The organism is Streptomyces sp. NPDC048521, from assembly GCF_043199855.1.
In the GTDB taxonomy this organism is placed as follows: Bacteria; Actinomycetota; Actinomycetes; order Streptomycetales; family Streptomycetaceae; genus Streptomyces.
On record NZ_JBICWR010000004.1, the window covers coordinates 507,796 to 532,743 of the forward strand.

At 73.2% G+C, this 24,948-nt stretch carries 20 protein-coding genes and 1 riboswitch; of the genes, 10 read left to right on the forward strand and 10 right to left on the reverse strand.

The features are described from left to right. Positions 1 to 54: 54 nt before the first annotated feature. Positions 55 to 588, forward strand: coding sequence for a DoxX family protein (locus tag ACGFRF_RS13255; RefSeq protein ID WP_393739189.1), 534 nt, complete (start codon positions 55 to 57; stop codon positions 586 to 588). A gap of 103 nt (positions 589 to 691) precedes the next feature. Here the strand turns inward: ACGFRF_RS13255 and ACGFRF_RS13260 are convergent, their stop codons facing one another. After that, positions 692 to 904, reverse strand: coding sequence for a hypothetical protein (locus ACGFRF_RS13260; RefSeq protein WP_393739191.1), 213 nt, complete (start codon positions 902 to 904; stop codon positions 692 to 694). Next, on the reverse strand, positions 891 to 2,420 hold the full coding sequence (locus ACGFRF_RS13265) for a PspC domain-containing protein (RefSeq protein ID WP_393739193.1): 1,530 nt from the start codon (positions 2,418 to 2,420) through the stop codon (positions 891 to 893). The genes ACGFRF_RS13260 and ACGFRF_RS13265 overlap by 14 nt, the downstream gene beginning before the upstream one ends. 210 nt (positions 2,421 to 2,630) lie before the next feature. Between ACGFRF_RS13265 and ACGFRF_RS13270 the strand changes: the two genes are divergently transcribed. Together ACGFRF_RS13270 and ACGFRF_RS13275 are read left to right on the forward strand one after the other, a co-directional pair. Continuing rightward, positions 2,631 to 3,923: a PspC domain-containing protein gene (locus tag ACGFRF_RS13270; protein ID WP_393739195.1), complete on the forward strand. Its 1,293-nt coding sequence runs from the start codon at positions 2,631 to 2,633 to the stop codon at positions 3,921 to 3,923. After that, on the forward strand, positions 3,920 to 4,669 hold the full coding sequence (locus tag ACGFRF_RS13275; protein WP_393739197.1) for a LuxR C-terminal-related transcriptional regulator: 750 nt from the start codon (positions 3,920 to 3,922) through the stop codon (positions 4,667 to 4,669). Before ACGFRF_RS13270 ends, ACGFRF_RS13275 begins: the two co-directional genes overlap by 4 nt. An 18-nt stretch (positions 4,670 to 4,687) precedes the next feature. Here the strand turns inward: ACGFRF_RS13275 and ACGFRF_RS13280 are convergent, their stop codons facing one another. Beyond that, on the reverse strand, positions 4,688 to 5,752 hold the full coding sequence (locus tag ACGFRF_RS13280; RefSeq protein ID WP_393739199.1) for an NlpC/P60 family protein: 1,065 nt from the start codon (positions 5,750 to 5,752) through the stop codon (positions 4,688 to 4,690). Between the two features lie 462 nt (positions 5,753 to 6,214). On the opposite strand from ACGFRF_RS13280, the gene ACGFRF_RS13285 reads away from it, so the two are divergent. After that, positions 6,215 to 6,568: a hypothetical protein gene (locus tag ACGFRF_RS13285; protein WP_393739201.1), complete on the forward strand. Its 354-nt coding sequence runs from the start codon at positions 6,215 to 6,217 to the stop codon at positions 6,566 to 6,568. 3 nt (positions 6,569 to 6,571) lie between these two features. On the opposite strand, the gene ACGFRF_RS13290 is transcribed toward ACGFRF_RS13285, so the two are convergent. The 3 genes from ACGFRF_RS13290 to ACGFRF_RS13300 all read right to left on the reverse strand — a co-directional run bounded on the left by ACGFRF_RS13290 (position 6,572) and on the right by ACGFRF_RS13300 (position 8,683). Continuing rightward, positions 6,572 to 7,255: a hypothetical protein gene (locus ACGFRF_RS13290; RefSeq protein WP_393739203.1), complete on the reverse strand. Its 684-nt coding sequence runs from the start codon at positions 7,253 to 7,255 to the stop codon at positions 6,572 to 6,574. Between the two features lie 67 nt (positions 7,256 to 7,322). Next, positions 7,323 to 7,460: a hypothetical protein gene (locus ACGFRF_RS13295; RefSeq protein ID WP_393739205.1), complete on the reverse strand. Its 138-nt coding sequence runs from the start codon at positions 7,458 to 7,460 to the stop codon at positions 7,323 to 7,325. 212 nt (positions 7,461 to 7,672) lie between these two features. After that, entirely contained in the window at positions 7,673 to 8,683 is a 1,011-nt protein-coding gene (locus ACGFRF_RS13300; protein ID WP_393739207.1) for a C40 family peptidase, read from the reverse strand. A 7-nt stretch (positions 8,684 to 8,690) separates the two neighbouring features. Continuing rightward, a riboswitch (cyclic di-AMP (ydaO/yuaA leader) is annotated at positions 8,691 to 8,862 on the reverse strand. 287 nt (positions 8,863 to 9,149) lie between these two features. Between ACGFRF_RS13300 and pcrA the strand changes: the two genes are divergently transcribed. Continuing rightward, a complete protein-coding gene (gene pcrA / locus ACGFRF_RS13305) occupies positions 9,150 to 11,639 on the forward strand; it encodes a DNA helicase PcrA (protein WP_393739209.1) in 2,490 nt (829 codons plus the stop codon). A 32-nt stretch (positions 11,640 to 11,671) separates the two neighbouring features. Here pcrA and ACGFRF_RS13310 read toward each other — a convergent pair whose 3' ends face one another. Beyond that, positions 11,672 to 13,171, reverse strand: coding sequence for a peptidoglycan DD-metalloendopeptidase family protein (locus ACGFRF_RS13310; RefSeq protein ID WP_393739211.1), 1,500 nt, complete (start codon positions 13,169 to 13,171; stop codon positions 11,672 to 11,674). Between the two features lie 342 nt (positions 13,172 to 13,513). Then, positions 13,514 to 14,380 (reverse strand): esterase/lipase family protein, encoded by an 867-nt coding sequence (locus ACGFRF_RS13315; RefSeq protein WP_393739213.1) that lies wholly within the window; start codon positions 14,378 to 14,380, stop codon positions 13,514 to 13,516. A gap of 218 nt (positions 14,381 to 14,598) precedes the next feature. Here ACGFRF_RS13315 and ACGFRF_RS13320 point away from each other — a divergent pair, with 218 nt between their 5' ends. Continuing rightward, positions 14,599 to 15,021, forward strand: coding sequence for a cobalamin B12-binding domain-containing protein (locus ACGFRF_RS13320; RefSeq protein WP_393739215.1), 423 nt, complete (start codon positions 14,599 to 14,601; stop codon positions 15,019 to 15,021). A gap of 257 nt (positions 15,022 to 15,278) precedes the next feature. On the opposite strand, the gene ACGFRF_RS13325 is transcribed toward ACGFRF_RS13320, so the two are convergent. Beyond that, complete coding sequence (locus ACGFRF_RS13325) at positions 15,279 to 16,886, reverse strand: DUF5691 domain-containing protein (protein WP_393739373.1); 1,608 nt, start codon at positions 16,884 to 16,886, stop codon at positions 15,279 to 15,281. A 502-nt stretch (positions 16,887 to 17,388) separates the two neighbouring features. Continuing rightward, complete coding sequence (locus tag ACGFRF_RS13330) at positions 17,389 to 18,744, reverse strand: SWIM zinc finger family protein (RefSeq protein ID WP_393739217.1); 1,356 nt, start codon at positions 18,742 to 18,744, stop codon at positions 17,389 to 17,391. Positions 18,745 to 18,876: 132 nt separating this feature from the next. On the opposite strand from ACGFRF_RS13330, the gene ACGFRF_RS13335 reads away from it, so the two are divergent. From ACGFRF_RS13335 to ACGFRF_RS13350, 4 genes are all read left to right on the forward strand, one after another. Next, the gene (locus tag ACGFRF_RS13335; protein ID WP_393739219.1) at positions 18,877 to 20,007 is read left to right on the forward strand and encodes an AAA family ATPase; all 1,131 of its coding nucleotides are present in this window, start codon (positions 18,877 to 18,879) and stop codon (positions 20,005 to 20,007) included. Beyond that, entirely contained in the window at positions 20,004 to 22,649 is a 2,646-nt protein-coding gene (locus ACGFRF_RS13340) for a DUF5682 family protein (RefSeq protein ID WP_393739221.1), read from the forward strand. The genes ACGFRF_RS13335 and ACGFRF_RS13340 overlap by 4 nt, the downstream gene beginning before the upstream one ends. Then, positions 22,646 to 23,824: a VWA domain-containing protein gene (locus ACGFRF_RS13345; RefSeq protein WP_393739223.1), complete on the forward strand. Its 1,179-nt coding sequence runs from the start codon at positions 22,646 to 22,648 to the stop codon at positions 23,822 to 23,824. Before ACGFRF_RS13340 ends, ACGFRF_RS13345 begins: the two co-directional genes overlap by 4 nt. Positions 23,825 to 23,949: 125 nt before the next feature. Then, positions 23,950 to 24,816 carry a hypothetical protein gene (locus ACGFRF_RS13350; RefSeq protein WP_393739225.1) on the forward strand — a complete coding sequence of 289 codons (867 nt, stop codon included), beginning with the start codon at positions 23,950 to 23,952 and terminating at the stop codon, positions 24,814 to 24,816. Positions 24,817 to 24,948 lie beyond the last annotated feature (132 nt).

Genomic DNA, 24,948 nt, shown 5'->3' on the forward strand with positions numbered 1-24,948 from the left:
CATACGTATCGTCAGACGGGGGGCGGCATGTCGGGCGAGAGGCGGATGGCAGCGATGACACACGGCATTCGGACGGAAACACCCACCCCCCGGCTCGAGGGCCGCCGCGGCCTGCGGGACACCGCCGCCCACTACGCCCTGCTGCCGCTGCGCATCTTCCTCGGCGTCACCTTCGTCTACGCCGGCCTGGACAAGCTCACCGACAGCGCCTTCATGAAGTCCGGGGGCGTCGGATCGATCGGCGAGACCATGCGCGCGGCACGTGCCTCCTCCGCCGTCCCGGCCCTGATCGACCTGGCCCTCAAGAGCCCGGTCGGCTTCGGCTACGCCATCGCCCTCGGCGAGCTGGCCATCGGCATCGGCACCCTGCTCGGACTGTTCGGCCGGCTGGCCGCGCTCGGCGGCGCGCTGATCTCGCTCAGCCTGTGGCTGACGGTCAGCTGGGCGACGACCCCCTACTACTTCGGCAACGACCTCGCCTACCTGATGGCCTGGCTGCCCCTGATCCTCGCCGGCACCCCCTACTTCTCCGTGGACGCGGCTTGGCGCGCCCGGCGCCGACAGCGGTCCGGCGGCTACGGCTACTGAGGAGTGGCGCCCAGCGCCGGGTGAACGTCCCGGCCGGGTGAACGTCCCGGCCGGGTGAACGTCCCGGACTCGCCGCACCGGATTCGGTAGCCGCCATCCGGATTCAGTAGCCGCCCTCGGCGCCGCCTCGTCCGCGTATCCGGCGGGTCAGGGCGGCCGTGGCGCCGGCCAGGCACAGGCCGCCCACGACCAGCGGGACGACCACGAACCACGGCGTCTCCCACAGGCCGCCCGCGTCCCCGGCGTAGACGGCACCGGTGGCGGTCAGGAAGAGCCCGGCGACCAGCTTCCCGGGCTGGAACTCATGACGCAGCACGGCTGACCTCCACCTGTCCCGCACCGACCTCGAGCGTGAGGTCCAGCCTGCCGGAGTCCTCGGCACCCTTGGCCGGCGCCAGTGTCACGTCCTTGTGCCTGTCCGGCTGCACGTCCACGTCCTTCCTGTTGTCCCCGGGCAACCGGATGTCGCCCACTCCCACATCGATGCTTATCCGCACGGTCGCGTCCGCCGGCACGACCACCTTCAGTTGTCCCGCGCCCACATGGGCGCTCGTGGCGACCTTCTGGCCCTTGGCCGGACGGACCAGGGTCAGGTCCAGCGTGCCCCGCCCCGTGCCCAGCTCGTAGGCGGACCGCACCTGTGCCGTCGCGGCGGGCTTCCAGGACATGTCCCGCCAGTGCGTGGTGATGTCCTTCGGCAGGGCCGACGCCCCGGCGAGCAGCACCGCCGTGACGACCGCCAGGAACACCGTCCCCGCGCCCGTACGGCCGAGGAACGCGCTGACCGCGATGCCCAGGCCGAACACCGCCAGCGCGCAGGCCAGGCCGGTCTGCAGGCTGGTGCCCAGCGGGTGCGTGTCCCAGGTCAGCCCCGTGCCGAGGCCGCCCGCCGGCAGGGCGAGCAGGAACAGCAGGCCGCCGATCCAGCGCGGGCCGCGGGGTCTGGGAGGGGCGGCGTGCGGCGGCCGTACGGGGGCGTGGTGGGCCCAGGGGGTGGCGACAGCGACGTCGAGGTCCGCGGTGAGGTCCCGCTCGCGGGTGTCGCTGGGACCCCACAGATAGCCGGTGCCGCCGACATGGGTGCCGTCCTTGACGATGGGGTCCCGCCACCAGGACGGGTAGAAGGTGACGACGGGCGGCGCCTGGGCCTCCGGCGGGGCGTCGGCGGCGGCCTGGGCCGCGAGCGGGTCGGGGTCGGAGGCGCCACGGCGGCGCGACCAGTACCCGGCGCCCGCGAGCAGCAGGGAGAGCACCACGGCGAAGGTCAGCACCCCGCCGTTTCTCAGCATGGTCAGGAGAATCCCGCAGCCGACCAGGGCGAACAGCACGGCGGCCAGCGCCTGGCCGTCGACCCGGCCGGTCAGCAGCTTGCGGACCTCGTTCTCCTCGTCGTCCTCGTACGGCACCAGGAGCCAGGCGAAGCCGTAGAAGATGAGGCCGATGCCGCCGGTCGCCGCCAGCACGGCCAGGGTGATGCGGAAGATCACCGGGTCCATGTCGGTCTTCCGGCCGAGACCCGCGCACACGCCCGCGATCATCTTGTGCCGGCGGTCGCGCCGGAACGGGGCGGGGACCTCGGCGGTCTCCTGCTCCCGCTCATGCTCCGGCTCGGGGGCGCCGGTGCTGTTGTCGGCGCCCCTCCCGGTACCGGCGGCGGTGTGTCCGCCGGTCTGGGTGCCGGCGCCGGTGTGCCTGCCGGCGCCTGTGTTCGTGTCGGCCGCTCCCGTCTTCCCCGTCGCGGCGGGCGCGGCATCCGTCGGTCCGGTGCCCGGGGCCGGGCGCGGGCCGGTGCCGGGTCCCGGACCCGTCGCGGCGTGCTCGTGATCCGTCATGCGTCCATGGTGACGGCCCGGCTGCCACGACGGCAGTCGGGACGACCCTGGGCGAACCCTGAGATCGGCCCTGAGACGGTGCGGGGAAGCGTTCGAGTGGCAGCCGACCGCCTTGTCCGGTGCTCCCCGAGCCGACCCTGCCGAAGATCAGGGGCGTCTCCGGGGCCGACCCTGATGCCCTGCCCCGCCGACCGTGTGACCATCGTTGCCATGCCGGAAGCCGCAAGCCTGCCACTCGACGACCCGCGGCCGCCGCGCAAGCTCTACCGCAGCAGCGACGGACGCTGGCTCGGCGGAGTGGCGCGGGGCCTCGCCGGGCATCTCGGGCTGCCCGTCATCTGGGTGCGGCTCGTCTTCGTCGGCCTGTTCATGGCCGACGGACTCGGTGCGCTGCTGTACGCGGCCTTCTGGTTCTTCGTCCCCCTCGGCGTCGGCGGCGTCGGCGACCAGAAGCCGCCGACGCTGGTCGGCACCGAGACCTCGCCGGACGGCCGCCGCAGACTGGTGGCCCGCAAGCCGGACCGGGGACAGATCGTCGCACTGCTCCTCATGGTCATCGTGTCCCTGGTCTTCGTGGGCAGCGTCAACGTGGGCAGCGCGGCCAAGGCGTACCTGCTGCCCACCGTCCTCGTCGCGGCCGGTGTCGCCCTGGTCTGGCGGCAGGCGGACAACGCCCGCCGGGCCCGCTGGGTCGAGGTCGGCCGACGGCGCCGCACCCTCACCCTGGTGCGCGCGGCCGCCGGTGTCCTGCTCGTCACGGCCGGTGTCTCCGCCGTCTTCTGGCTGCAGGGCTCGGCCGCCCACCTCGGCGCGGTCCTCCAGGCGGCGCTCGCCGTCCTCGTCGGCATCACCCTCCTCGCCGGCCCCTACCTGGTCCGCATGACACAGGATCTGTCCGAGGAACGCCTGATGCGTATCCGCGCCCAGGAGCGGGCCGAGGTCGCCGCCCACGTCCACGACTCCGTGCTGCACACCCTCACCCTGATCCAGCGCAACGCCGACAATGCGAGCGAGGTGCGCCGCCTCGCCCGCGCCCAGGAGCGCGACCTGCGCACCTGGCTGTACAAGCCGGAGGGCACCGGCAAGGACGAGGCCGACGAGCCGGGCACGGTCGCGGAGGCGGTGCGGCGCAACGCCGCAGAGGTGGAGGACAAGCACGGCGTGCCCATCGAGGTCGTCGTCGTCGGCGACTGCCCGTTGGACGACAAGACCGGGGCGCAGATGCAGGCCGCGCGCGAGGCGATGGTGAACGCCGCCAAGTACGGTGGCGAGGGCGGTGCCGTACAGGTCTATGCCGAAGTCGAGGGAAAGACGGTCTTCGTGTCCGTGCGCGACCGCGGCCCGGGCTTCGACCTCGACTCGATACCCGCCGACCGCATGGGCGTCAGAGAATCGATCATCGGCCGCATGGAGCGCAACGGCGGCACGGCCCGGCTGCGGGCGGTGCCGGGCGGCGGCACGGAGGTCGAACTGGAGATGGAGAGGGCGGAGAAGACGTCATGAGCGACGCGACCGAGGCGAACGGCACGGCGGCAGCGGCGGCGGAGGCGGCCGAGTCCGGCCGGCCCGCCGACGGCGGCGCGGGCGGGCGGCACGTCCGGGTGGTGCTCGTGGACGACCACCGGATGTTCCGCACCGGCGTCCAGGCCGAGATCGGCCAGACCGCCGAGACCGGCGTCGAGGTGGTCGGCGAGGCCGCGGACGTCGACCAGGCGGTCACGGTCATCACCGCGACCCGGCCCGAGGTCGTCCTTCTCGACGTCCACCTGCCGGGCGGCGGCGGTGTCGAAGTACTGCGCCGGTGCGCGGCGTTGACGGCCGACGCCGAGCGACCCGTGCGCTTCCTCGCGCTGTCGGTGTCGGACGCGGCGGAGGACGTGATCGGCGTGATCCGCGGTGGCGCCCGCGGTTATGTCACCAAGACCATCACCGGTGCCGACCTGGTCGACTCGATCTTTCGTGTGCAGGAGGGTGACGCCGTCTTCTCCCCGCGGCTGGCCGGGTTCGTCCTCGACGCCTTCGCCTCCACCGACGCCCCGCCCGTGGACGAGGACCTGGACCGCCTCACCCAGCGCGAGCGTGAGGTGCTGCGCCTGATCGCCCGTGGCTATGCCTACAAGGAGATCGCCAAGCAGTTGTTCATCTCGGTGAAGACGGTCGAGTCCCACGTCTCGGCGGTCCTGCGCAAGCTCCAGCTGTCCAACCGCCATGAGCTGACCCGCTGGGCGACCGCACGCCGCCTGGTCTGACCCCTGCGGGGAACGCCCTCACGCCACCCGGGTGGCCCCGGCGAACGGCATCTCGTCGATCGGGGCCAGCCGGACCGGTGCCGACGGGTTCGGGGCGTGGATCATCCGGCCGCCTCCGACGTAGAGCCCGACATGGCTGACACCGGAGTAGAAGAACACCAGGTCACCGGGCTGGAGTTCGGAGCGGGAGACGCGCCGGCCCGCGTTGATCTGGGCGTAGGTGGTGCGGGGCAGGGAGATGCCGGCAGAACGGTAGGCGGCCTGGACCAGGCCCGAGCAGTCGAAGGCGTTCGGGCCGGTCGCACCCCACACATAGGGACTGCCGAGCTTGGCGTAGGCGTAGGAGACGGCCGCCGCGGCGCGGGTGCTCGGGGCCGCGGTGGACACGGCCCGCTCCAGTGCCTGCCGTGTGTCGGAGGCCGACCGGGAGACGTGTCCGGTCGGGGCGCGGTCACCGGTGACCTCGGTCCGCTGCCGCGGGGTGAGCCGCGCCAGCAGCCGCCGGGCCTCGCCGAGCTTTCCGGTGATGGTCGTCTTCTGCCGTTTCAGCTCCGCCTGCCGTGAGCGCAGGGACTTCAGCTCGATCTGTGCGGCGCCGCGCAGCCGCTCGATCTCCCGGAGCTGTTCGCGCACCCGTGACACGGCTGCGGCCTGCCGGTCTCCGGCCCGCTCCGCCAACGCGGCGCCCTCCAGGTACTGGTCGGGGTCGCTGGACAGGGCCAGCTGCCAGGCCGGGTCGATGCCGCCGTCGCGGTACTGCGCCGCCGCGATCGAACCCAGCGCTTCCCGGGCCGAGTTGAGCTTCGCCTGCTTGCGGGCGGCCTGATCCCGCAGCGCGTTCACCCGGCGCTGGGCCGTTTCGGCCTTCTCCTTCGCCCCGTTGTACTTCTCGGTGGCGGCCTCCGCCTCCTCGTACAACTTGTCGACCTTCTCCCTCACCTGGGCGGGCGTCAGCTGTGGCTCGGCGTGTCCCGTCCCGTCGAAGCCCGTCGCGGTGGCCGCGCCCGCCAGGGCGAGAGTGGCGGCCGTCCGGGCCGTATGGCCGCTGAGCGGGCGTTGCCGGGGCTTGCGGTGCGCTGCCACCTGGACCGTCACGTCCTTTCGTAGGACTCGTACGACCGAGCGGTCGGTGTGCCCGGCGGCGGCCCGCACAGGGGGAGAGGGCCACCGCCGGGCCTTTCTCGGCGGAGGTGGCCGACTGCCGCCCCTGGCCCGGGCGGCGGTGGGGAGCCGGTCACCTGGGGGAGGACGCTAGGCCGCTCTGTGACGGGTCGGTAACGCGGTGTACGGAACTGACTTCGACGGACCAGGAGGTGACCGTATGTGACCGCTTCGGCGGGGTGGAGCCGTCGTCTTCACGCAGCGTGGTGACCGAAGCGGAGAAAGTGGGACCGGCGGGAGTCGTGGGGTGCTATGGGGCGCATATATGCAAGATCCACAACTCCCTTGGGCGTACCCCGCGGCCACCGTGGCGGCCACCGGTGCAACGTCGTCGCCGGGCCCGGTCACGGAGAGCGCAGGTACCCCTCGTTAGGCTCCGGCTCCATGGACCTACTCATCCATCTTTTCGTCGGCCTGCACATCATCGGTATCGCCGCGCTGCTCGGCGGCTTCCTCACCCAGATGAAGGCGATGGGCGAGGGCACCGCCCGGTTCGTCCCCGGCATGCTGCACGGCGCCCTGACCATGCTGGTCACCGGAGTGGCCCTGGTCGGCCTCAACCAGGCCGACGACCACCATGTCAACAACATCAAGATCGGCGTGAAGCTGGCCCTGCTGATCGTGATCCTCGGCCTGGTCTACGTGAAGCGCGACGAGGAGCGGGTCGACAAGGGGCTGTTCGGCCTGGTCGGCCTGCTGACCACGGTGAACATCTTCATCGCCGTCCTGTGGACCTGACGCTCAGCCGATGTCGTCGCCGGCCCGGGCCGCGAGCACCGCACCGGCGGCGACCGTGAGCCACGCCGCCACCGCCACCCACCCCACCACCCGTCCCGGCCCCGTGAGCCACGGGATGTGCACGGCGGCCGCGACGGACAGCGTGGCGGCCGCCGTCATCCCCATCGGGAACACCGTCGCCCAGCGCAGCGTGTCGTAGCCGGGCCGCGGCCGGGTCGCCTCGGCCGCCAGCAGCACGAGGTACCCGGTCAGGTCCAGGACGAGCAGCACCACCGTCACCGTGCGCAGGACGCCGCGGTCGTCGTCGTTCCACAGGTCCAGGCGCCCACTGCCGGCGGCGAGCAGCTTCGCCCCGGCCAGCGCCGAGATGGCGAGCGTCCCGCCGGCGATCCAGTGGTCCCCGGCGCCCTCCACCACCTGCCGCGGGTCGAAACGGGCCAGGGCGAGGCCGTAGAGCACCAGGCCCAGCCAGAACAGCGCCAGCGCGGTGTGCGCGAGCCACGCCGTCCCCTCGGCCGCGCCCAGCGTGGCACCCAGCACCGCGAGCCCCTGTGTGGCCACACAACACAGGAAAACCGCTCCCGGCATGCGCCGCTTCCAGCGCCGTACGACGAGGACCAGCAGCGCCGGCCAGAGCAGCGCCGCGAGCGCCAGCAGGATCTCCGCCAGGGTCTGCCGGCCCAGCACCGAGACCGGGTGCCCAGCACGGCCGTGGCGGCGACGGCGGTCAGCGCCCCCGGACTCTGCGCCTCGGTCATCCATCGCTGCCGTTCGCCGAGCAGTCGCAGGACGAAGTCGGCGGCCAGGCGACGCCGGTCATCGCCAGCGCCACCCGGGAGGCCGTCTCGTCACCGGCCAGGTGCAGGCCCACCGACAGGATGCCGGTCGCCATCACGGCGACCCCGGCCGCGGGGGGCCGCCTCGCCCATCACGCGCGCAGACCTGAGATGCCGGGCATGCGCCCGATGCCAAGCAGCCGCGCGCACCCGTCCGGGCAGGGCACGCGCGCGTAGAGCGCAAAAACGCCGGTACGCGTGCGTGCACCGAAAGAACGCCGGTACGCGTGGGAGGGGCCCGACACCGTGGGGGCCGGGAGGGCAACGGTCAGGCCGGCCGCACCACGCTGTGGATGACCGATGCGCCACCGCGGTCGACGGCCTCCTCGCGGACGTACGCGCCGGGCTCCGGGGCGTGGATCATCATCCCGTCGCCCGTGCAGAGGCCGACATGACTGCTGTCGTCGTGGAAGAAGACCAGGTCACCGGCGCGCGCGTCGGAGAGGGGGACCGGGGTGCCCGTGGCGGCCTGGGCCTGGGCGGTACGCGGGAGGGTGACGCCGGCGGCCTTCCACGCGGCCCGGGTGAGGCCGGCGCAGTCGTAGGAGCCGGGTCCGCTGGCACCGCTCACGTACGGCTTGCCGATCTGGGCCCGGGCGAAGGCGATCGCCTTCTCGGCCTGTGTGGTCTGCCGCCATCCCCGGGGTCCGTACGCCCGCGGTCCGGGCTCCTCCAGGTGCCGCGGGCCGGCCGCGGTAGGGCGCGCGCCCTCCTGGGCGGTGAGCCGGGACAGCAGCTCGCGCGTGGTGGCGAGCTTGTGCTGGACGGCGGCCTTCGCGGCCTTCACGTCGTAGTGCGCGGCGGCCGGCGTCTGCGGGCTGCTGGTGGCCTTGCCCCGCTCGGCCGTGGGCTTGCCCCGCTCGGTGGTGTCCTTCACGCGCGAGGCCAGCCGGTTCATCACCCTGTTCTGGGCGAAGTGGTCCTGCGGAAACTCCGCGAGGAGAGAGGCAGCCGTGTCGGGGGCGGCCGCGAACGGGATCAGCCCCTCCCGGGCCTTGGCGCGCCGGCCCGCGCGCCGGGCGCCCTCCTGACGCGGGTCCTCGGCATGCGCCCGCTGCCTGGCCGCCGGTTCCTCCTCCGACGTCGCGTCGGCCCGGCGGTAGAACTCGTCGATCTTCTTCTCGACCTCCTCCACGCTCGGCCTGCCGTCGTCGGCGGGGGCGGCCTCGGCCGTCTGGGAGAGGACGGCCACGGAGGTGAAGGCGGCGGTGGCGAGGGCGGGGCCGTGCAGGCCCGGTCCACGGGTGCCGCCGGGGCGCGGCTTGCGGTGCGACGCCAAGGGAGGCGACTCCTTCCAACGTGCCGCCTACCGGGTTAGCTGTCGGGTTCGGGCGGATGCTTCGGAAGGGTTGCCCTACGGCGTCGTCCCGGGCGGGAGTCGGCCGATTCACCCCAGGATCGGTGGGTCCCCGGCTCCGGGCACCGTGGGGGGCGCGCCGGACTCGGCGGAGGCCGCGCGGCCCGGCGACGTTCGCCGGAGAGGGGTCGTGCGGCCTGACGGCAACTTAGCCAACTGGTGTGTCTCCTGTGAAGGTTGGTGTGCGGTTTGTCCGATACATTTCCGTGACCTGGGGCAGGTTTCACACCGGCGTGAACAGGCGCTTCCGCAGCGTGAGGGGCTGATGGGCGCGGATGGGGCGGAGATCGACTCGCCGGGATGCGTCCGGTGGCGGGGGCTCCGCCGGGGGGCCGTGTTCCGGGGACGGGGACCGGTTGTCGGTGGGGCGCCCTAGACTCGTAGAGCGATGAGCAGCCTCTTTGACGACAGCTTCCTGGCGGACCTCCAGCACCCTCGCGGGCGTGAGGAGGAGCCTCCGCCACCGCCCGAGGACGATCACGCTCCGGAGTCGCTTCCGGACGATCTGTTCGGCGGGAAGTTCGACGTGCCGCCGGACCGGGACGCCTACTATCGCGACGGCGCTCCCCGCCCGGCGATCGACGCGGCGGCCCTCCTGGAGGGGCTGAACGAGAACCAGCGCGCCGCGGTCGTGCACGCCGGCTCCCCGCTGCTCATCGTCGCCGGCGCCGGCTCCGGCAAGACGCGCGTGCTCACCCACCGCATCGCCCACCTGCTCGCCGAGCGGAACGTCCACCCGGGCCAGATCCTCGCGATCACCTTCACCAACAAGGCCGCGGGCGAGATGAAGGAGCGCGTCGAGCAGCTCGTCGGCCCGCGCGCGAACGCGATGTGGGTGATGACCTTCCACAGCGCGTGTGTGCGGATCCTGCGCCGCGAGTCGAAGAAGCTCGGCTTCACCTCCTCCTTCTCGATCTACGACGCCGCCGACAGCAAGCGCCTGATGGCCCTGGTCTGCCGCGACCTGGACCTCGACCCCAAGCGCTTCCCGCCCAAGTCCTTCAGCGCCAAGATCAGCAACCTGAAGAACGAGCTGATCGACGAGGAGGACTTCGCCGCCCAGGCCACCGACGGCTTCGAGAAGACCCTCGCCCAGGCCTACGCGCTGTACCAGTCGCGGCTGCGCGAGGCGAACGCGCTCGACTTCGACGACCTGATCATGACGACGGTCAACCTGCTGCGCGCCTTCCCGGACGTCGCCGAGCACTACCGCCGCCGCTTCCGGCACGTCCTGGTCGACGAGTACCAGGACACCAACCACGCCCAGTACGCGCTGGTGCGCGAGCTGGTGGGCACGGGCGAACGCGCCGCCGAGGACGTCGACACCCCGCCCAGCGAGTACGACCTCCCGCCCGCCGAACTCTGCGTCGTGGGCGACGCGGACCAGTCGATCTACGCCTTCCGGGGTGCGACGATCCGCAACATCCTCCAGTTCGAGGAGGACTACCCGAACGCGACGACGATCCTGCTGGAGCAGAACTACCGCTCCACGCAGACCATCCTGTCCGCCGCCAACGCGGTCATCGAGCGCAACGAATCCCGCCGCCCGAAGAACCTGTGGACCAACGCCGGCCAGGGCGCGCGGATCACCGGCTACGTCGCCGACACCGAGCACGACGAGGCCCAGTTCGTCGCCGACGAGATAGACCGTCTCACCGACGCGGGCGAGGCGAAGGCCGGGGACGTCGCCGTCTTCTACCGCACCAATGCCCAGTCCCGTGTCTTCGAAGAGGTCTTCATCCGCGTCGGCCTGCCCTACAAGGTCGTCGGCGGCGTGCGCTTCTACGAGCGCAAGGAGGTCCGGGACGTCCTCGCCTACCTGCGTGTCCTCGCCAACCCCGAGGACTCGGTACCGCTGCGGCGGATCCTCAACGTGCCCAAGCGGGGCATCGGTGAGCGTGCGGAGGCGATGATCGACGCCCTCTCCCAGCGCGAGAAGATCAGCTTCCCGCAGGCGCTCAAGCGCGTCGACGAGGCGTACGGCATGGCCGCGCGCTCCACCAACGCGGTCAGGCGGTTCAACGCGTTGATGGAGGAGCTGCGCACGATCGTCGAGTCCGGCGCGGGTCCGGCGACCGTCCTGGAAGCGGTGCTCGAACGCACCGGCTATCTGGCCGAGTTGCAGGCGTCGACCGACCCGCAGGACGAGACCCGTATCGAGAACCTCCAGGAACTCGCCGCCGTGGCCCTGGAGTTCGAGCAGGAACGCGGCGAGGGCGAGCAGGGGACGCTCGCCGACTTCCTCGAACAGGTCGCCCTGGTCGCCGACTCCGACCAGATCCCCGACGAGGAGGACGGCGACGGCGTCATCACCCTGATGACCCTGCACACGGCCAAGGGCCTGGAGTTCCCGGTCGTGTTCCTGACCGGCATGGAGGACGGCGTCTTCCCGCACATGCGCGCCCTCGGCCAGACCAAGGAGCTGGAGGAGGAGCGGCGCCTGGCGTACGTCGGCATCACACGGGCGCGGGAGCGGCTCTACCTGACGCGGTCGGCGATGCGCAGCGCCTGGGGCCAGCCGTCGTACAACCCGCCCTCCCGCTTCCTGGAGGAGATCCCGGCCGCCCACGTGCAGTGGAAGCGAATGGGCGCGACGGCGCCGGTGTCCTCCGGTCCGGCCTCGGGGATCGCGGCCTCGCTGTCCTCGACCCGCTCGCGCTCCTCGGCGTCGGGCGCCTCCGGGTTCGCCACCCGGCGCACCGCGGAGAAGCCGGTGGTCGCGCTGGCCGTCGGGGACCGGGTCACCCACGACCAGTTCGGGCTCGGCACGGTCGTCGGGGTGAAGGGCACGGGCGCGAACGCGGAGGCGACGATCGACTTCGGCGACACCAAGCCGAAGCGGCTGCTGTTGCGGTACGCGCCGGTGGAGAAGCTGTAGAAGCGGGGGCCTGGGGACGAAGCCCCCGGGTCCTACGTCGGATCGAGTCCGTGACTACGGAGCCACGGCAGCGGGTCTATGGCCGCTCCGGCCGCCGGCCGTACCTCGAAGTGCAGGTGCGGGCCGGTGGAGTTGCCGGAGTTGCCCGAGTAGGCGATCGGCTCACCGGCCTTGACGGTCGTACCGGAGGCCACGCGGTAGCTGGACAGGTGGCAGTACCAGGTCTCCGTGCCGTCCTTCGCCGTCACGATCATCATGTTGCCGTAGGCGCTGTTCCACTTGGTGGTGACGGTGCCGTCGGTGGCGGCCATCACCGTGGTGCCGTAGGAGACGGGGAAGTCGATGCCGGTGTGCACCGACATCCAGTTCACGCCCGCCTGGCCGTAGTAGGCGCTGAGCCCCCGCTGCTCGACCGGCAGCGCGAACTTGGGGCGCAGCCGCTCCTTGAGCGCGGCCTCCGCCGCGGCCTTCTTCTTCTCCAGCTCCTGCTGCACCTTGAGGTCGATCCGCTCCTGGGTGCGGCTGGCGCGGTCGGCGAAGTCGTCGGCCCCGGCGGAGAGGGTCTTGAGCTGGGTGTCCAGTTTGCTGTTGGCGACCGACGGCTGCACCGCGTGCGCGTCCGCGGCGGAGGCGGTGGTGTCGTTGGAGTCGTCGGTCAGGGCGCCGACCGAGGCCGCGGCGATCCCGGCGACCCCCATCACACAGGCCGAGGGCACGGCGACGGTCAGCAGCGCGGAACGCTTGGCGGGCGTACGACGTCGGGAACGCGTCGCGCCGCGCGAGCCCGCGCGGGTCGCCGGGGCCGGCGTGACCTCTTCCTGCTCGTCCAGCAGCTGCACCGCGGGCAGTTCACCGGTGGCGGCCGGCTCTGCCTCGTCGCCGTGCTGTTCCTCGAAGGCGGCGTCCTCGTACGGCACGTGCTCGAAGGGCGCGGTCGCGTGCGCGTCGCCGACCTGCTCGAAGGTGGCGGTGGCCTGCTGGTCGAACGGTTCACCAACCTGCTCGGGCCCCGTCGGCACGGCCTGGCCGGCCACATTCCACTGCGTGGCGTCGTACGCGCCCGTGTCGAACGTCTGGGTGCCCCACTCCCACTGCTGGGTGGGGTCGGCGCCGACGGACTGGTCGGGCTGGAGCCAGGCGCTCGCGTCCCACTGACCGCTCACGTCGTTCCCGGTGGCCTGCGCGGGAACCGTCCACGCGGTGGTGTCGTACCCACCGGAGTCGTAGGCGGCGTGCTGCTGCGCCGCGTACGGGTCGTGGTGCAGCGTCTGGGCGGTGCCGGTCTGCCACTGCGTGGAGTCGTAGCCGCCGGTGCTCTGCTCGCTGCCCGGGAAGCTGCCGAAGAGGGGGTCGTGGGCGAAGGCCATGGTGCCGGTGGAAGCGCCCGTAAAACCGGTGGCTTCGTAGTCGCCGTACGTGGTGAGGTCGTCGTAGGAGACTTCCGGTGTGCCGTACGGCGCGTAGTGCGGGGTGGAGGCGTCGGAAGCCGGGGCCGGGGTAGTCGTGATCCCCGACGGGTGACGGTCGTTCACCAACTTCTCTTTCGCCTCGACAACAGGGGCTGCCAGAGCAGTGCGGCGACTGTACCCGGCGGTACGCGGGCGCGACAATCTTCGGCCTGTTTCGTGTGGACGGGAAACGGGCATTCGGCCGTGTTTCGGGGGACGCCGGGCGCGAGTTTGGCCTTGTGTTCGAAGAGTGTTCGATATTGGGTGACAATGAGTCACCTACGCGCAGGCTGTGCCGCGCCTTTTCTCCACCCGTCCGGCCCGCGTGTCCGCCCTCCGGTCCGCTTCTCCGCCCCTTCGGCCCCCTTGTCGGCCCCTTCGGCCTGCCCGGCCGGTGGGGTGGCCCGCACGGCCGGGCCGCGGCCGCTAGGCCACCGTCAGGCCGTCGGCCAGCCGCTCCCCCGGCTGTGCGGTGTCGAGGGCCTCGCGTATCCCGGTCGCGACGGCGGGGTGCACGGGCAGGGCGAGATGCCCGATGCCGCTCACCCGGACGTTCTGCGCGTCGAGGTCGGGGTGCTCCAGGCGGGCCGTCTCCAGCGGGACCATCACGGAGTCCAGGTCGCTCCAGAAGCTGACGAACCGCGTACGGCAGCCGGGCGCGGGCCGGGCCAGCTCCTCGATCACCTCCGAACCGGGCCGCATCTGGCGCACGATCGGATGCGCGTTGGCCAGCGGTGCCACCCGGGTCCCGGAGTGCGGGGTGCCGAGGGTGACGAGCGTGCGCACCCGCAGGTCACCGCCGAGACACTGCACGTAGTAACGGGCGATGAGCCCGCCGAGGCTGTGCCCCACGATGTCGACCCGCGTGCTTCCGGTGCGCTCGCAGATCTCCTCGACGTGTCGGCCGAGCAGCTCGGCGGCGGCGCGGATGTCACAGGTCAGCGGAGAGTAGTTGAGCGATTCCACCCGCTGCCTGCCGTGCTGGGCGAGGCTGCGGCGCAGCAGCAGGAACACCGAGCGGTTGTCGATGAAACCGTGCAGCAGCACGACCGGCGGGCCGGGCCGCACCGGCAGCTGAACGGTGCCGGCGGCGGCCGACGCGTTCGTCTCGGGCAGGGCGGCCGCGCGGCGTTCCTGGGTGAGGCCCGTCGGATACAGCAGGAGATGACCGGCAAGGATCGCGGCCTCCAGGGCGGTCGCCTTGAGCAGCGCCATGGAGAGTCCGGCCAGGCTGCCGGGCCACAGGCGGCGGCAGAGCGGGAGGAACAGTGGCAGTATCCCGGTGACCTTCATGGCCGACCTCCTGTCGGCACGCCGGAGGGCGGCTCCGTCCCCCGTGCATGTCCCACCATGTGATTTCCCCCTCCCCGGGCACCGTGAAACCGCCGGTTGCGGGATGCTGGGGATAACGTTCGTTCACTTCACGACGGGTGGCGGAACGCGCCAAAAGTGCGGTACTTGTCGTTACGGACGGAAGCGATCGCTTCCGTGGTCGTTTTTTGGAGGCAGTGATGGGTGTGGCAGCCGGTCCGATCCGTGTGGTGGTGGCCAAGCCGGGACTCGACGGCCACGATCGTGGGGCCAAGGTCATCGCGCGCGCCCTGCGCGACGCCGGTATGGAGGTCATCTACACCGGGCTCCACCAGACGCCGGAGCAGATCGTCGACACCGCCATCCAGGAGGACGCCGACGCGATCGGCCTGTCCATCCTGTCCGGTGCGCACAACACGCTGTTCGCCGCGGTCATCGAGCTGCTCAAGGAGCGGGACGCCGAGGACATCCTCGTCTTCGGCGGCGGCATCATCCCGGACGAGGACATCCCGCCGCTGAAGGAGAAGGGCGTCGCCGAGATCTTCACCCCCGGGGCGACGACCGCATCGATCGTGGAGTGGGTCCGGGCGAACGTCCGTCAGCCGGCCGCGTCCGGCGGCTGACCGGGCGCCCGCGGCGGCTGAGCCGATGCCTGCCGCGGTTGAGCGGGCGCCCGCGACGGCTGCGGTGCCTGCGGCGGCTGAGCGTGTATTCATGCCGGTCGGTCGGGTGTCTGCGGTGGTTGAGCGGGGGCTTGTGACGGCTGCGTACGTGCCTGCGGCGGTTGGGCGTGTTTTCATGCCGGTCGGTCGGGTGTCTGCGGTGGTTGAGCGGGTGCTTGTGACGGCTGCGTACGTGCCTGCGGCGGTTGGGCGTGTTTTCATGCCGGTCGGCCGGGTGTCTGCGGTGGTTGAGCGGGTGGGGCGGGCTTGAGTTCGTCCGCCATCTCCGCCCGCAACCGCAGCGTGGTGACCAGTCGCTGGAAGGCCTCCGCCCAGTAGCCACCGGCCCCGGGCGCCGCGTCCTCCCGCTCGTCCGGTATCGCCAGCAGCGCCTCCAGGCGGGTCGTCTCCGCCGGGTCCAGGCAGCGCTCCGCAAGCCCCATCACCCCGCTGAAGCTCCAGGGGTAACTGCCCGCGTCCCGGGCGATGTTGAGGGCGTCCACGACCGCCCGGCCCAACGGCGGAGCCCAGGGCACCGCGCACACGCCGAGCAGCTGGAAAGCCTCCGACAGGCCGTGGGCCGCGATGAATCCGGCCACCCACTCGGCTCGTTCGGCCGGGTCCAGGGCGGCCAGCAGCTTCGCCCGTTCCGCCAGGGAGACCGACCCCGGCCCGCCCGCCTCCGGCGCCGACGGCGAACCGAGCAGCGCCCTCGACCAGGCGGCGTCCCCCTGCCGTACCGCCGCCCGGCACCAGGCCGCGTGCAGCTCGCCCTGCCAGCCGTCCGCCACCGGCAGCGCCACGATCTCCCGCGCGGTCCGTCCGCCGAGCCGCTCCGGCCACGTACCGAGGGGCGTCGCCTCCACCAACTGACCCAGCCACCAGGAGCGTTCCCCTCTGCCCGCGGGCGGTCTGGCCACCACACCGTCCCGCTCCATGCCGGAGTCGCACTCGAACGGGGCTTCCACGACGATCGCCGGCGAGTGGCCCATGCGATCCAGGGCCACACATGCCGCGGCCCGTACGGCCATGCGCGCGGCGAGCGCCGAGTGCGGCAGCGCCGACAGCAACTCGGCGGCCGTCGCACGGACATTGCGGCTGCGGTCGCCCAACGCCTGCTCCAGGAACGGCTCGTCCGCGGCGGACAGGCCCGTGCGCAGCGAGTCGAGGAACATCAGCCGGTCCTCCGCCCGCTCCGTCGCCCAGGTCGAGGTCAGCAGGTCACGCGCGAGTGCCGGCGTACCGGCGCGCAGCGCACCCAGCAGGGCCACCCGCTCGGCGAACAGCCCCTCCTGCCACAGTCGGCGCACCGCCTCGGCGTCCCCCGGGTCGGGCAGCGCCGCGCCGCCGCCGGGGGCCGCGCGCAGGGCGAAACGCCAGTCCGGGTTCAGCCGGGCCAACCACAGTGCCCGCGGGCCCGCGAACGCCAGCGCCGCCGGACGCAGGTCCGTACGGCCCCGGGCCGCGTCCAGCAGCGCCGGGAGCGCCTGCGCAGGTGCCGCGTAGCCGAGCGCATTGGCAGCCGCGAGCCACTGCGGGAGCAGCTCCATGAGGTCCGGAGAGCTGCCCCGCCGACCGCCGGCCGTGCCGCCGGAACGGTCGGCCAGCAGCAGCGCGAGCCTGCGGGCCGCGGCGGCGGGCAGCGCCGGGCGCGGGTCCTCGGGGGCCGGCTCCGGCCGCCGCGCCGCCCGCGCGGGTCGCAGCCCGGCCCGCCGCCGTACGGTCGCCACGGCGGCCGCGTCCAGCAGGGCCACGGGCGCCGCCCGGCCGGGCGCCCCGTGCGCCGGAGGACGCCGGTCGGTGCCCAGCAGGGCATGGGTGACCAGGTCTTCCCAGGCGGCCGCGGGGGGCGTCGCGGAGGTCCGGGAGGGGCGTGCTGGGAACGCCGCGGGTGTCTGAGCGGGCCCCGGGGGACGTGCTTCGGCTGTCTGAACAGGGTTTGTCGGAGGCGCCGCGGGTGTTGGGGCGGTGCTGGGGCAGGGCGTCGAGGGTGTCGGGGTGGCGCTTGCGGAAGGGGTCGGGGGTGTCTGGGTGGGATTGGTGGGAGGCGTCGCGGCTGGGGTCGCGTTCATGACCGTCCCTTCCGAGGGGTGTGTCCAAACGGCTGGCGAAGGCGCGTGCCGGAGTGAACGGCGGGCTGCCGAGTGCGCGTGCCGACGAGGTCGGCGGGTTGCGGGGTGTGACTGTCGGTGGAGTTGGCGGGTTGCGGGGTGCGGCCGTCGGGGGAGTTGGCGTGCTGCGGGGTGCGGCTGTCGACGGGGCTCGCGGGCTGGGCGGTGTGGCTGCCCTTGTGGCGGGTGCGTCCCAGGTCCTTCGAGGGCGGCCGGGTCAGCACAGCGTCACCGCCTCGCCCGTACCCTGCGGCCAGGCCGTGAGCGGGGTGAAGCCGCGGTGGCCGCACTCGCCGAAGACCGTGACGGGCGCGCCGCCGGACAGGGCGACCAGGCGCCACAGACCGGGGCGGGAGCGGGCGGCTCGGGACAGTGGCAGGGCCGAGTCCGTGTCGGCGTCGGCCAGCTGCCACAGGTCGCCGTCCGGGACCGGTATGACCCGGTCCAGGGTCACCGGGACCGACTCCAGCCAGGGGTCGTCGCGCAGGGCCTCGCCGTACCCTGCCGCCGCCTCGGCCGTGGTCACGCCCGGGGGCCGGAACGCGGCCGGTGCGGGCGGGGCGAACCGCTCTCCGAGGGCGGCCCGGGACTGACCGGCGCCCGGGTAGGCGGACAGCTCCGCGTCCAGCGCCAGGCCGACCGGCAGGGCCAGCTCGGGTGCCCGGCCGGCCGCGCCGTAGGAGAGGAGCAGCCGAGTGTGGCCCGACTGGGCGCCGTGCAGCCATATCCGGCGCGTCGTCAGTTTCGGGTCCACTGTGTCGCACTGAGCGAGGACCAGCCAGCGGTCGCGCACGGGCGGGCCGTCCGCCGGGGCGGGCAGACCGAGCCGGGAGCGGACGGTGGCCGCGAGGGCGTCCGGTAGCCGGTCGCGGTGCAGCCAGCCCTGGTCGAGCAGGTGCAGCAGCGCGCACTCCTCCAGCAGCCGCGTCGGCCAGCCCGCGCCCGATGCCGGGATCGCTCCCAACTCCCGTACTCGCGCGGCCAGTCCGGGAGCCTGGGCGTCGACCATGCGGGCCGCCGTCTCGTCCCACAGGCCGTACCCCGCCTGCCCGGCCGAGGCCAGGCCGCCGCGCAGCAGGTCGGCCAGGCGCTGCTCCAGCTCCGTGGCGCCCGCCGTGACCCGCTCGGCGCGGCGCTCGGCCCGGCGCCGCGCCGCCTCCGGATCGGTGGCCCCGGTCGCGGAACCGCCCTCGGCGGGTGTCCGCTCGGTCTCGGCGCGCCGGCGTCTGCCCGACAGCCACTGCTCGGCCCAGTCCGGCGGGGGCGCGGACGTCGGCACCGAGCCGTCGTCACCCGCCCACAACAGGAGCAGGCCGAGCGCGTGCTTGCACGGGAACTTACGGCTCGGGCAGCTGCACTTGTACGCCGGGCCGGTTGCGTCGGCGAGGTCCACCACCGTCTGATACGGCCTGCTGCCACTGCCCTTGCACAGCCCCCACACCGTCCCCTCTCCGCTTCCCGCCTCGGACCACGGCCCGGCCGTACCGAGTTTGCTTCCCGCTTTGCGTGACGCGGCGTCAGGCGCCAGTGCCAGCACCTGCTCCGCGGTCCAGCGCACCCCCTGCTCAGTCATGCCAACGACGGTAGGTCCCGCCACTGACAATCGGCTCGGCAAGCGTGTTTGCGCAGGTCAGAGCGATTGTCAGTGGCGTGGTGCACGGTGGATGCCAGATCCGAACCGGCCGAGCTGGAGGGGGCCTCAGCCATGTCTGTGTCCGTGCAACCGACGACTGCCGAACCGAGCCGCGACGAGAGCGCCCAGGAATTGCGGCCGCACGCCGAGCACGCCTTCGCCGCCGAGCTCGCCGCGCTGGCCGCGCAGGACGACCGCCCGCGTCCGGCCCGCTGGAAGCTGTCGCCGTGGGCGGTGGCGACGTACCTGCTCGGCGGCACCCTGCCGGACGGCACGGTGATCACACCGAAGTACGTGGGCCCGCGCCGGATCGTCGAGGTCGCCGTCACCACGCTCGCCACCGACCGCGCCCTGCTCCTGCTCGGCGTGCCCGGTACCGCCAAGACGTGGGTGTCGGAGCATCTGGCGGCCGCCGTCAGCGGTGACTCGACCCTGCTGGTGCAGGGCACCGCCGGCACCCCTGAGGAAGCGATCCGGTACGGCTGGAACTACGCCCAGCTGCTCGCGCACGGGCCCAGCCGAGACGCCCTCGTCCCCAGCCCCGTCATGCGCGCCATGGCCGAGGGCATGACGGCCCGCGTGGAGGAACTGACCCGCATCCCGGCCGATGTGCAGGACACGCTGATCACGATCCTGTCCGAGAAGACCCTGCCCATCCCGGAGCTGGGAGAGGAGGTGCAGGCGGTCCGCGGCTTCAACCTCATCGCCACGGCCAACGACCGCGACCGGGGTGTCAACGACCTCTCCAGCGCGCTGCGCCGCCGCTTCAACACCGTGGTGCTGCCGCTGCCGGAGAGCCCTGACGCCGAGGTCGACATCGTTACGCGCCGCGTCGAGCAGATCGGCCGCTCCCTCGACCTGCCGGCCGCGCCCGACGGCATCGAGGAGATCCGCCGGGTCGTGACCGTCTTCCGCGAGCTGCGGGACGGCATCACGGCCGACGGGCGTACGAAGGTGAAGTCGCCCAGCGGCACACTGTCCACGGCCGAGGCGATCTCCGTCGTGACCAACGGCCTCGCTCTCGCCGCGCACTTCGGGGACGGGGTGCTGCGGCCGGGCGATGTCGCCGCCGGCATCCTCGGCGCCGTCGTCCGTGACCCGGCGGCCGATCGGGTCGTCTGGCAGGAGTACCTGGAGACCGTCGTCCGCGAACGCGAGGGGTGGACGGACTTCTACCGTGCCTGCCGGGAGGTGAGCGTATGACCGACTCCGGCCGGAGCGCGGTCTACGACTCCGGGCCGCTGCTGCTCGGTGTGCGGCACCACGGGCCCGGTTCCGCGCGCGCGGTACGGGCCGCGCTGGACGCCGCCCGCCCCGCCGCCGTTCTGATCGAGGGTCCGCCCGAGGCCGACGCGCTGATCCCGCTGGCCGCCGACCCGGACCTGCGGCCCCCGGTCGCCCTGCTCGCTCATGCCGTGGACGAGCCGGGCCGCTCGGCTTTCTGGCCGTTCGCCGAGTTCAGCCCCGAATGGGTGGCCATCCGCTGGGCCCTCGAGCACGGCGTCCCGGCCCGCTTCATCGACCTGCCGGCCACGCACACACTGGCGTGGGCGGAGAAGGAACTCACGGGAGAGGAGACGGCAGAGGGCCCCGCCACCGGTGACCGAGCCGCTGCCGGGCCTGGTCCCGCCGCCGGGGAGCGGGTTGGTGTCGAGGCTGCTCCCGCTGCCGAGGACCGTGTTCGGGCCGAGCATGCTCCCGCCACCAAGGGCCGAGCCGTTGCCGGGCCTGGTCCCGCTGCCGGGGAGCGGGTCGGTGTCGAGGCTGCTCCCGCCACCGGTGACCGAGCCGCTGCCGAGCCTGGTCCCGCCGCCGGGGAGCGGGTTGGTGTCGAGGCTGCTCCCGCTGCCGGGGGCCGGGTTCGTGTCGATCCGCTCGGCGCGCTTGCGGAGGCCGCCGGATATGACGATCCCGAGCGGTGGTGGGAGGACGTCGTCGAGCACCGGGGGCCGGGTGAACGCGATCCGTTCGCTCCGTTCGCCGCGCTGGCGGAGGCCATGGGGGTGCTGCGCGAGCGGTTCGGCGGAGGCGGAGATGCCCGGGACACCGTGCGGGAGGCGCACATGCGGCTCCGGCTGCGCGACGCGCGCAAGGAGTTCGGGGACACGGTGGCCGTGGTGTGCGGGGCCTGGCACGTGCCGGCGCTGCGCGAGAGGACGACCGTCGCCGCCGACCGGGCGCTGCTCAAGGGGCTGCCCAAGGTCAAGGCGGACCTGACCTGGGTGCCGTGGACGCACCGCCGGCTGGCCCGGTCCAGCGGATACGGCGCGGGCATCGACTCGCCGGGCTGGTACGGGCACCTGTTCCGGGCCCCGGACCGGCCGGTCGAGCGCTGGTTGACCAAGGTGGCCGGGCTGCTCCGCGAGGAGGACCGCATCGTGTCCTCCGCGCACGTCATCGAGGCCGTACGGCTCGCCGAGACGCTGGCGGCGATGCGCGGACGCCCGCTGCCCGGCCTGGGTGAGACCACCGACGCGGTGCGCGCGGTGATGTGCGACGGCTCGGACGTGCCGCTGACGCTGGTGCACGACCGGCTGGTGGTCGGGGACGTGCTGGGCGAGGTCCCGGAGTCGGCCCCCGCGGTGCCGTTGCAGCGTGACCTGGCCCGGCAGCAGCGCTCGCTGCGGCTCAAGCCGGAGGCGCTGCAGCGGGACTTGGAGCTGGACCTGCGCGGTGACACGGACGCGGGCCGCAGCAGGCTGCTGCACCGGCTGCGGCTGCTCGGCGTCGACTGGGGGGAGCCCGCCGAGTCCCGGGGGAGTACGGGCACGTTCCGGGAAACCTGGCGGCTGCGTTGGGAGCCGGAGCTGTCGGTACGGGTCGCCGAGGCGGGGGTGTGGGGGACGACCGTGCTCGCCGCGGCGCAGGCCAAGGCCGAGGCGGACGCGACCGCCGCGCGCGCCCTGGCCGAGGTCACCGCGCTCGCCGAGCAGTGCCTGCTGGCCGGGCTGCCGGACGCCCTGCCCGTGGTCATGCGGGTGCTCGCCGACCGGGCGGCCCTGGACACGGACGTCGGCCACCTGGCGCAGGCCCTGCCGGCGCTGGTCCGCTCCCTGCGCTACGGCGACGTGCGCGGCACCGACACCGGCGCGCTGACCGGGGTCGCGGCGGGCCTCGCCGAGCGGATCTTCGTCGGCCTGCCTCCGGCCTGCGCCGGGCTGGACGCGGACGCGGCGGAGGAGATGCGCGGCCATGTGGACGCCGTGCACACAGCGGTGGGACTGCTGTCGGAAACCCTGACCAGCGCCTCCGCCGCAGAGCCCGGCGAGAGCGGGGTCCCCTCTGCGGGGCGTGGTGGGTTGCGTGGCCGTTGGCGGGGTGTGCTGCGGAGGTTGTCTCTGCGCGACACGGCGCCCGGTGTCATCCGGGGCCGGGCCGTGCGGTTGCTGCTGGACGACGGGGAGCTGGACGCCGAGGAAGCGGCGCGGCTGATGGGGCTCGCGTTGTCGCCGGGGACACCGCCGGCCGACGCGGCCGCCTGGATCGAGGGCTTCGTCGGCGGCGGGGGAGGCCTGCTGCTGGTGCACGACGAACGGCTTCTCGGCCTGGTCGACAGCTGGCTGACCGGCGTGCCGACGGAGGCGTTCACGGACGTCCTGCCGCTGCTGCGGCGCACGTTCGCGGCCTACGAGCCGGGGGTGCGCAGAACCCTCGGCGAACTGGTGCGGCGCGGACCGGGAGATCGTGCCGGACGAGACGGCCGGGAGGCCGTGACACCCGGCTTCGCCGCCGAACCGGAGACCGAGCGGGCCGACGCCGTGCTGCCGGTGCTGCGGCTGCTGCTCGGTCTCGCGGCCGAGCACGACACGACCGACGACCACAGCCTTGCGGGGGTGGGCACATGACGACCGAGTCACCGCTGACGGACGTGCACGATCCGGCCCGGGAGCGGCTGCGACGCTGGCGGCTGGTGCTCGGCGGCGACCAGGCCGACGGCACCGGATGCGCGCTGTCCGGCCGGGACGCGGCGATGGACGGCACGCTGACCGCGCTCTACGGCAAGGGGGACAAACCGCAGGCGGGGCGGGACCGTTCGGCCGGGCTCGGCGCCTCGGCGCCGTCCGTGGCGCGCTGGCTCGGGGACATCCGCACCTACTTCCCGTCCTCCGTCGTCCAGGTCATGCAGCGCGACGCCATCGACCGGCTCGGGCTCTCCTCCCTGCTGCTGGAGCCGGAGATGCTGGAGGCGGTCGAGGCCGACGTGCACCTGGTGGGCACCCTCCTCTCGCTCAACAAGGCGATGCCGGAGACGACGAAGGAGACGGCACGGGCGGTCGTGCGCAAGGTCGTCGAGGACCTGGAGAAGCGGCTGGCGACCCGCACCCGGGCCACCCTCACCGGCGCTCTCGACCGCAGCGCCCGCGTCAGCCGGCCCCGCCACCACGACATCGACTGGAACCGCACGATCGCGGCCAACCTCAAGCACTACCTGCCCGAGTACCGCACGGTCGTACCGGAACGGCTCATCGGATACGGGCGGGCCGCGCAGTCGGTGAAGAAGGAGGTCGTCCTCTGCATCGACCAGTCCGGGTCGATGGCCGCGTCCGTGGTCTACGCGTCCGTCTTCGGGGCGGTCCTCGCCTCCTTGCGGTCGATCAGCACCCGGCTGGTCGTCTTCGACACCGCGGTGGCCGACCTCACCGACCAACTGGACGACCCCGTCGACGTGCTCTTCGGCACCCAGCTCGGCGGTGGCACGGACATCAACCGGGCGCTCGCCTACTGCCAGTCGCAGATCACCCGGCCCGCCGAGACCGTGGTCGTGCTGATCAGCGATCTCTACGAGGGCGGTATCCGCGACGAGATGCTCAAGCGGGTGGCGGCGATGAAGGCGTCCGGGGTGCAGTTCGTGGCGCTGCTCGCCCTGTCGGACGAAGGAGCGCCCGCGTACGACCGGGAACACGCGGCGGCGCTCGCCGCGCTCGGCGCACCGGCCTTCGCCTGCACGCCCGATCTCTTCCCGGAGGTGATGGCGGCGGCACTCGAGAAGCGGCCCCTGCCGATACCGGACACCGCGTGACGTCGGGCAGGAAAGGAACAGGAACAGGGACATGACTACCCATCGGTAACAGGGGGCTTGCGCTACCTCCGGCCGACCGTGCGAGGATCGTCGCCGCCCGCGCCGACCTGAGGAAGCTCCGTCCCTTGACCTTGCCTGCCGCTCTGTTCGGTACCGCTGTGCGCGTACTGCGTACGGCGGCCGGGCGGCGTGCGCTGCACCTCGCCCTGCTGGTCGGCGGGTTGTTCATGGCCGGGTTCCTGTGCGGGGAAAAGGCGCACGCGGCTGAGGGGACGCCGGTGGCACCGGCGCGTCCGGTGAGTTCCGTGGCCGGGCACGCGGACCCGGTGAGGACTGCGGGAACCGCGGGAACCGTGCGAACGGTCACCGAACGGGTCGTCACCCCCGTGCGGGAGGTCGTGCAGAGGGCATCCGGCAGCCTCGAGGAAGCGCGGGCCGAGGTGCCGGCGCTGCCCGCCGTGCCTTCCGCGCCCGCCCCGCCCTCGATGCCCTCGGTGCCCGCCCCGCCCTCCGTGCCCTCCGTTCCTCTGCCGGAACTCCCCGGAGTCTCCGAGCAACTGCCCGTGCCTCCGCCGCCCGCACCGTCCACGCCGGAACCCCGGCCGCGCCGGCAGGACGGCACGGCACCGGCGGCGGGCGGCACGGACGACCGGGCCCGCACCGAGGCGCGTACCGCAGTATCCGCACCGCCGTCGGCCACCGCGTACGGACCGGGCCGCGCGATCCCGGTCGCGTCGCGGGCGCCGGTGCACCCGAACGCCCACCACACCACCGCACCCTTCGACGCCCCCGAACAGCCCGCGCCCACCGGAGACCCTGACAGCGTCCTCGGCAAGCAGGCGGCCGACGGCACCGCGTCCCGTCACGGTGACGCGCATGCCGTCACGACCGACGGCCGGGCGCCCCTGCGGCTCCTGCCCGGCACCGCCGCGCGCGTCGACGCGCCAGGGACCCGGGAACGGCACCGGGACATCCCCGTCTTCCCCGGCTAGGCCACAGGGCCGACCTCCCCGCCACAGACCTGTCGCGCGGGGGCGGAACAGGTCTGCCCGCTCCGCCGGACCCGCCGGCCTCTCCGGCGCTTCCCGGACGGAACCCCCTAGCCGTTCTCCGAAGGACTTGAC

Excerpts from the sequence above, each read along its gene's own strand:
- ACGFRF_RS13255 (WP_393739189.1), top strand. The coding sequence starts at position 55 with ATGACACACGGCATTCGGACGGAAACACCCACCCCCCGGCTCGAGGGC.
- ACGFRF_RS13265 (WP_393739193.1), bottom strand. The coding sequence starts at position 2,420 with ATGACGGATCACGAGCACGCCGCGACGGGTCCGGGACCCGGCACCGGC.
- ACGFRF_RS13270 (WP_393739195.1), top strand. The coding sequence starts at position 2,631 with ATGCCGGAAGCCGCAAGCCTGCCACTCGACGACCCGCGGCCGCCGCGC.
- ACGFRF_RS13275 (WP_393739197.1), top strand. The coding sequence starts at position 3,920 with ATGAGCGACGCGACCGAGGCGAACGGCACGGCGGCAGCGGCGGCGGAG.
- ACGFRF_RS13285 (WP_393739201.1), top strand. The coding sequence starts at position 6,215 with ATGGACCTACTCATCCATCTTTTCGTCGGCCTGCACATCATCGGTATC.
- ACGFRF_RS13295 (WP_393739205.1), bottom strand. The coding sequence starts at position 7,460 with ATGGCGACCGGCATCCTGTCGGTGGGCCTGCACCTGGCCGGTGACGAG.
- pcrA (WP_393739209.1), top strand. The coding sequence starts at position 9,150 with ATGAGCAGCCTCTTTGACGACAGCTTCCTGGCGGACCTCCAGCACCCT.
- ACGFRF_RS13315 (WP_393739213.1), bottom strand. The coding sequence starts at position 14,380 with ATGAAGGTCACCGGGATACTGCCACTGTTCCTCCCGCTCTGCCGCCGC.
- ACGFRF_RS13320 (WP_393739215.1), top strand. The coding sequence starts at position 14,599 with ATGGGTGTGGCAGCCGGTCCGATCCGTGTGGTGGTGGCCAAGCCGGGA.
- ACGFRF_RS13330 (WP_393739217.1), bottom strand. The coding sequence starts at position 18,744 with ATGACTGAGCAGGGGGTGCGCTGGACCGCGGAGCAGGTGCTGGCACTG.
- ACGFRF_RS13335 (WP_393739219.1), top strand. The coding sequence starts at position 18,877 with ATGTCTGTGTCCGTGCAACCGACGACTGCCGAACCGAGCCGCGACGAG.
- ACGFRF_RS13340 (WP_393739221.1), top strand. The coding sequence starts at position 20,004 with ATGACCGACTCCGGCCGGAGCGCGGTCTACGACTCCGGGCCGCTGCTG.
- ACGFRF_RS13345 (WP_393739223.1), top strand. The coding sequence starts at position 22,646 with ATGACGACCGAGTCACCGCTGACGGACGTGCACGATCCGGCCCGGGAG.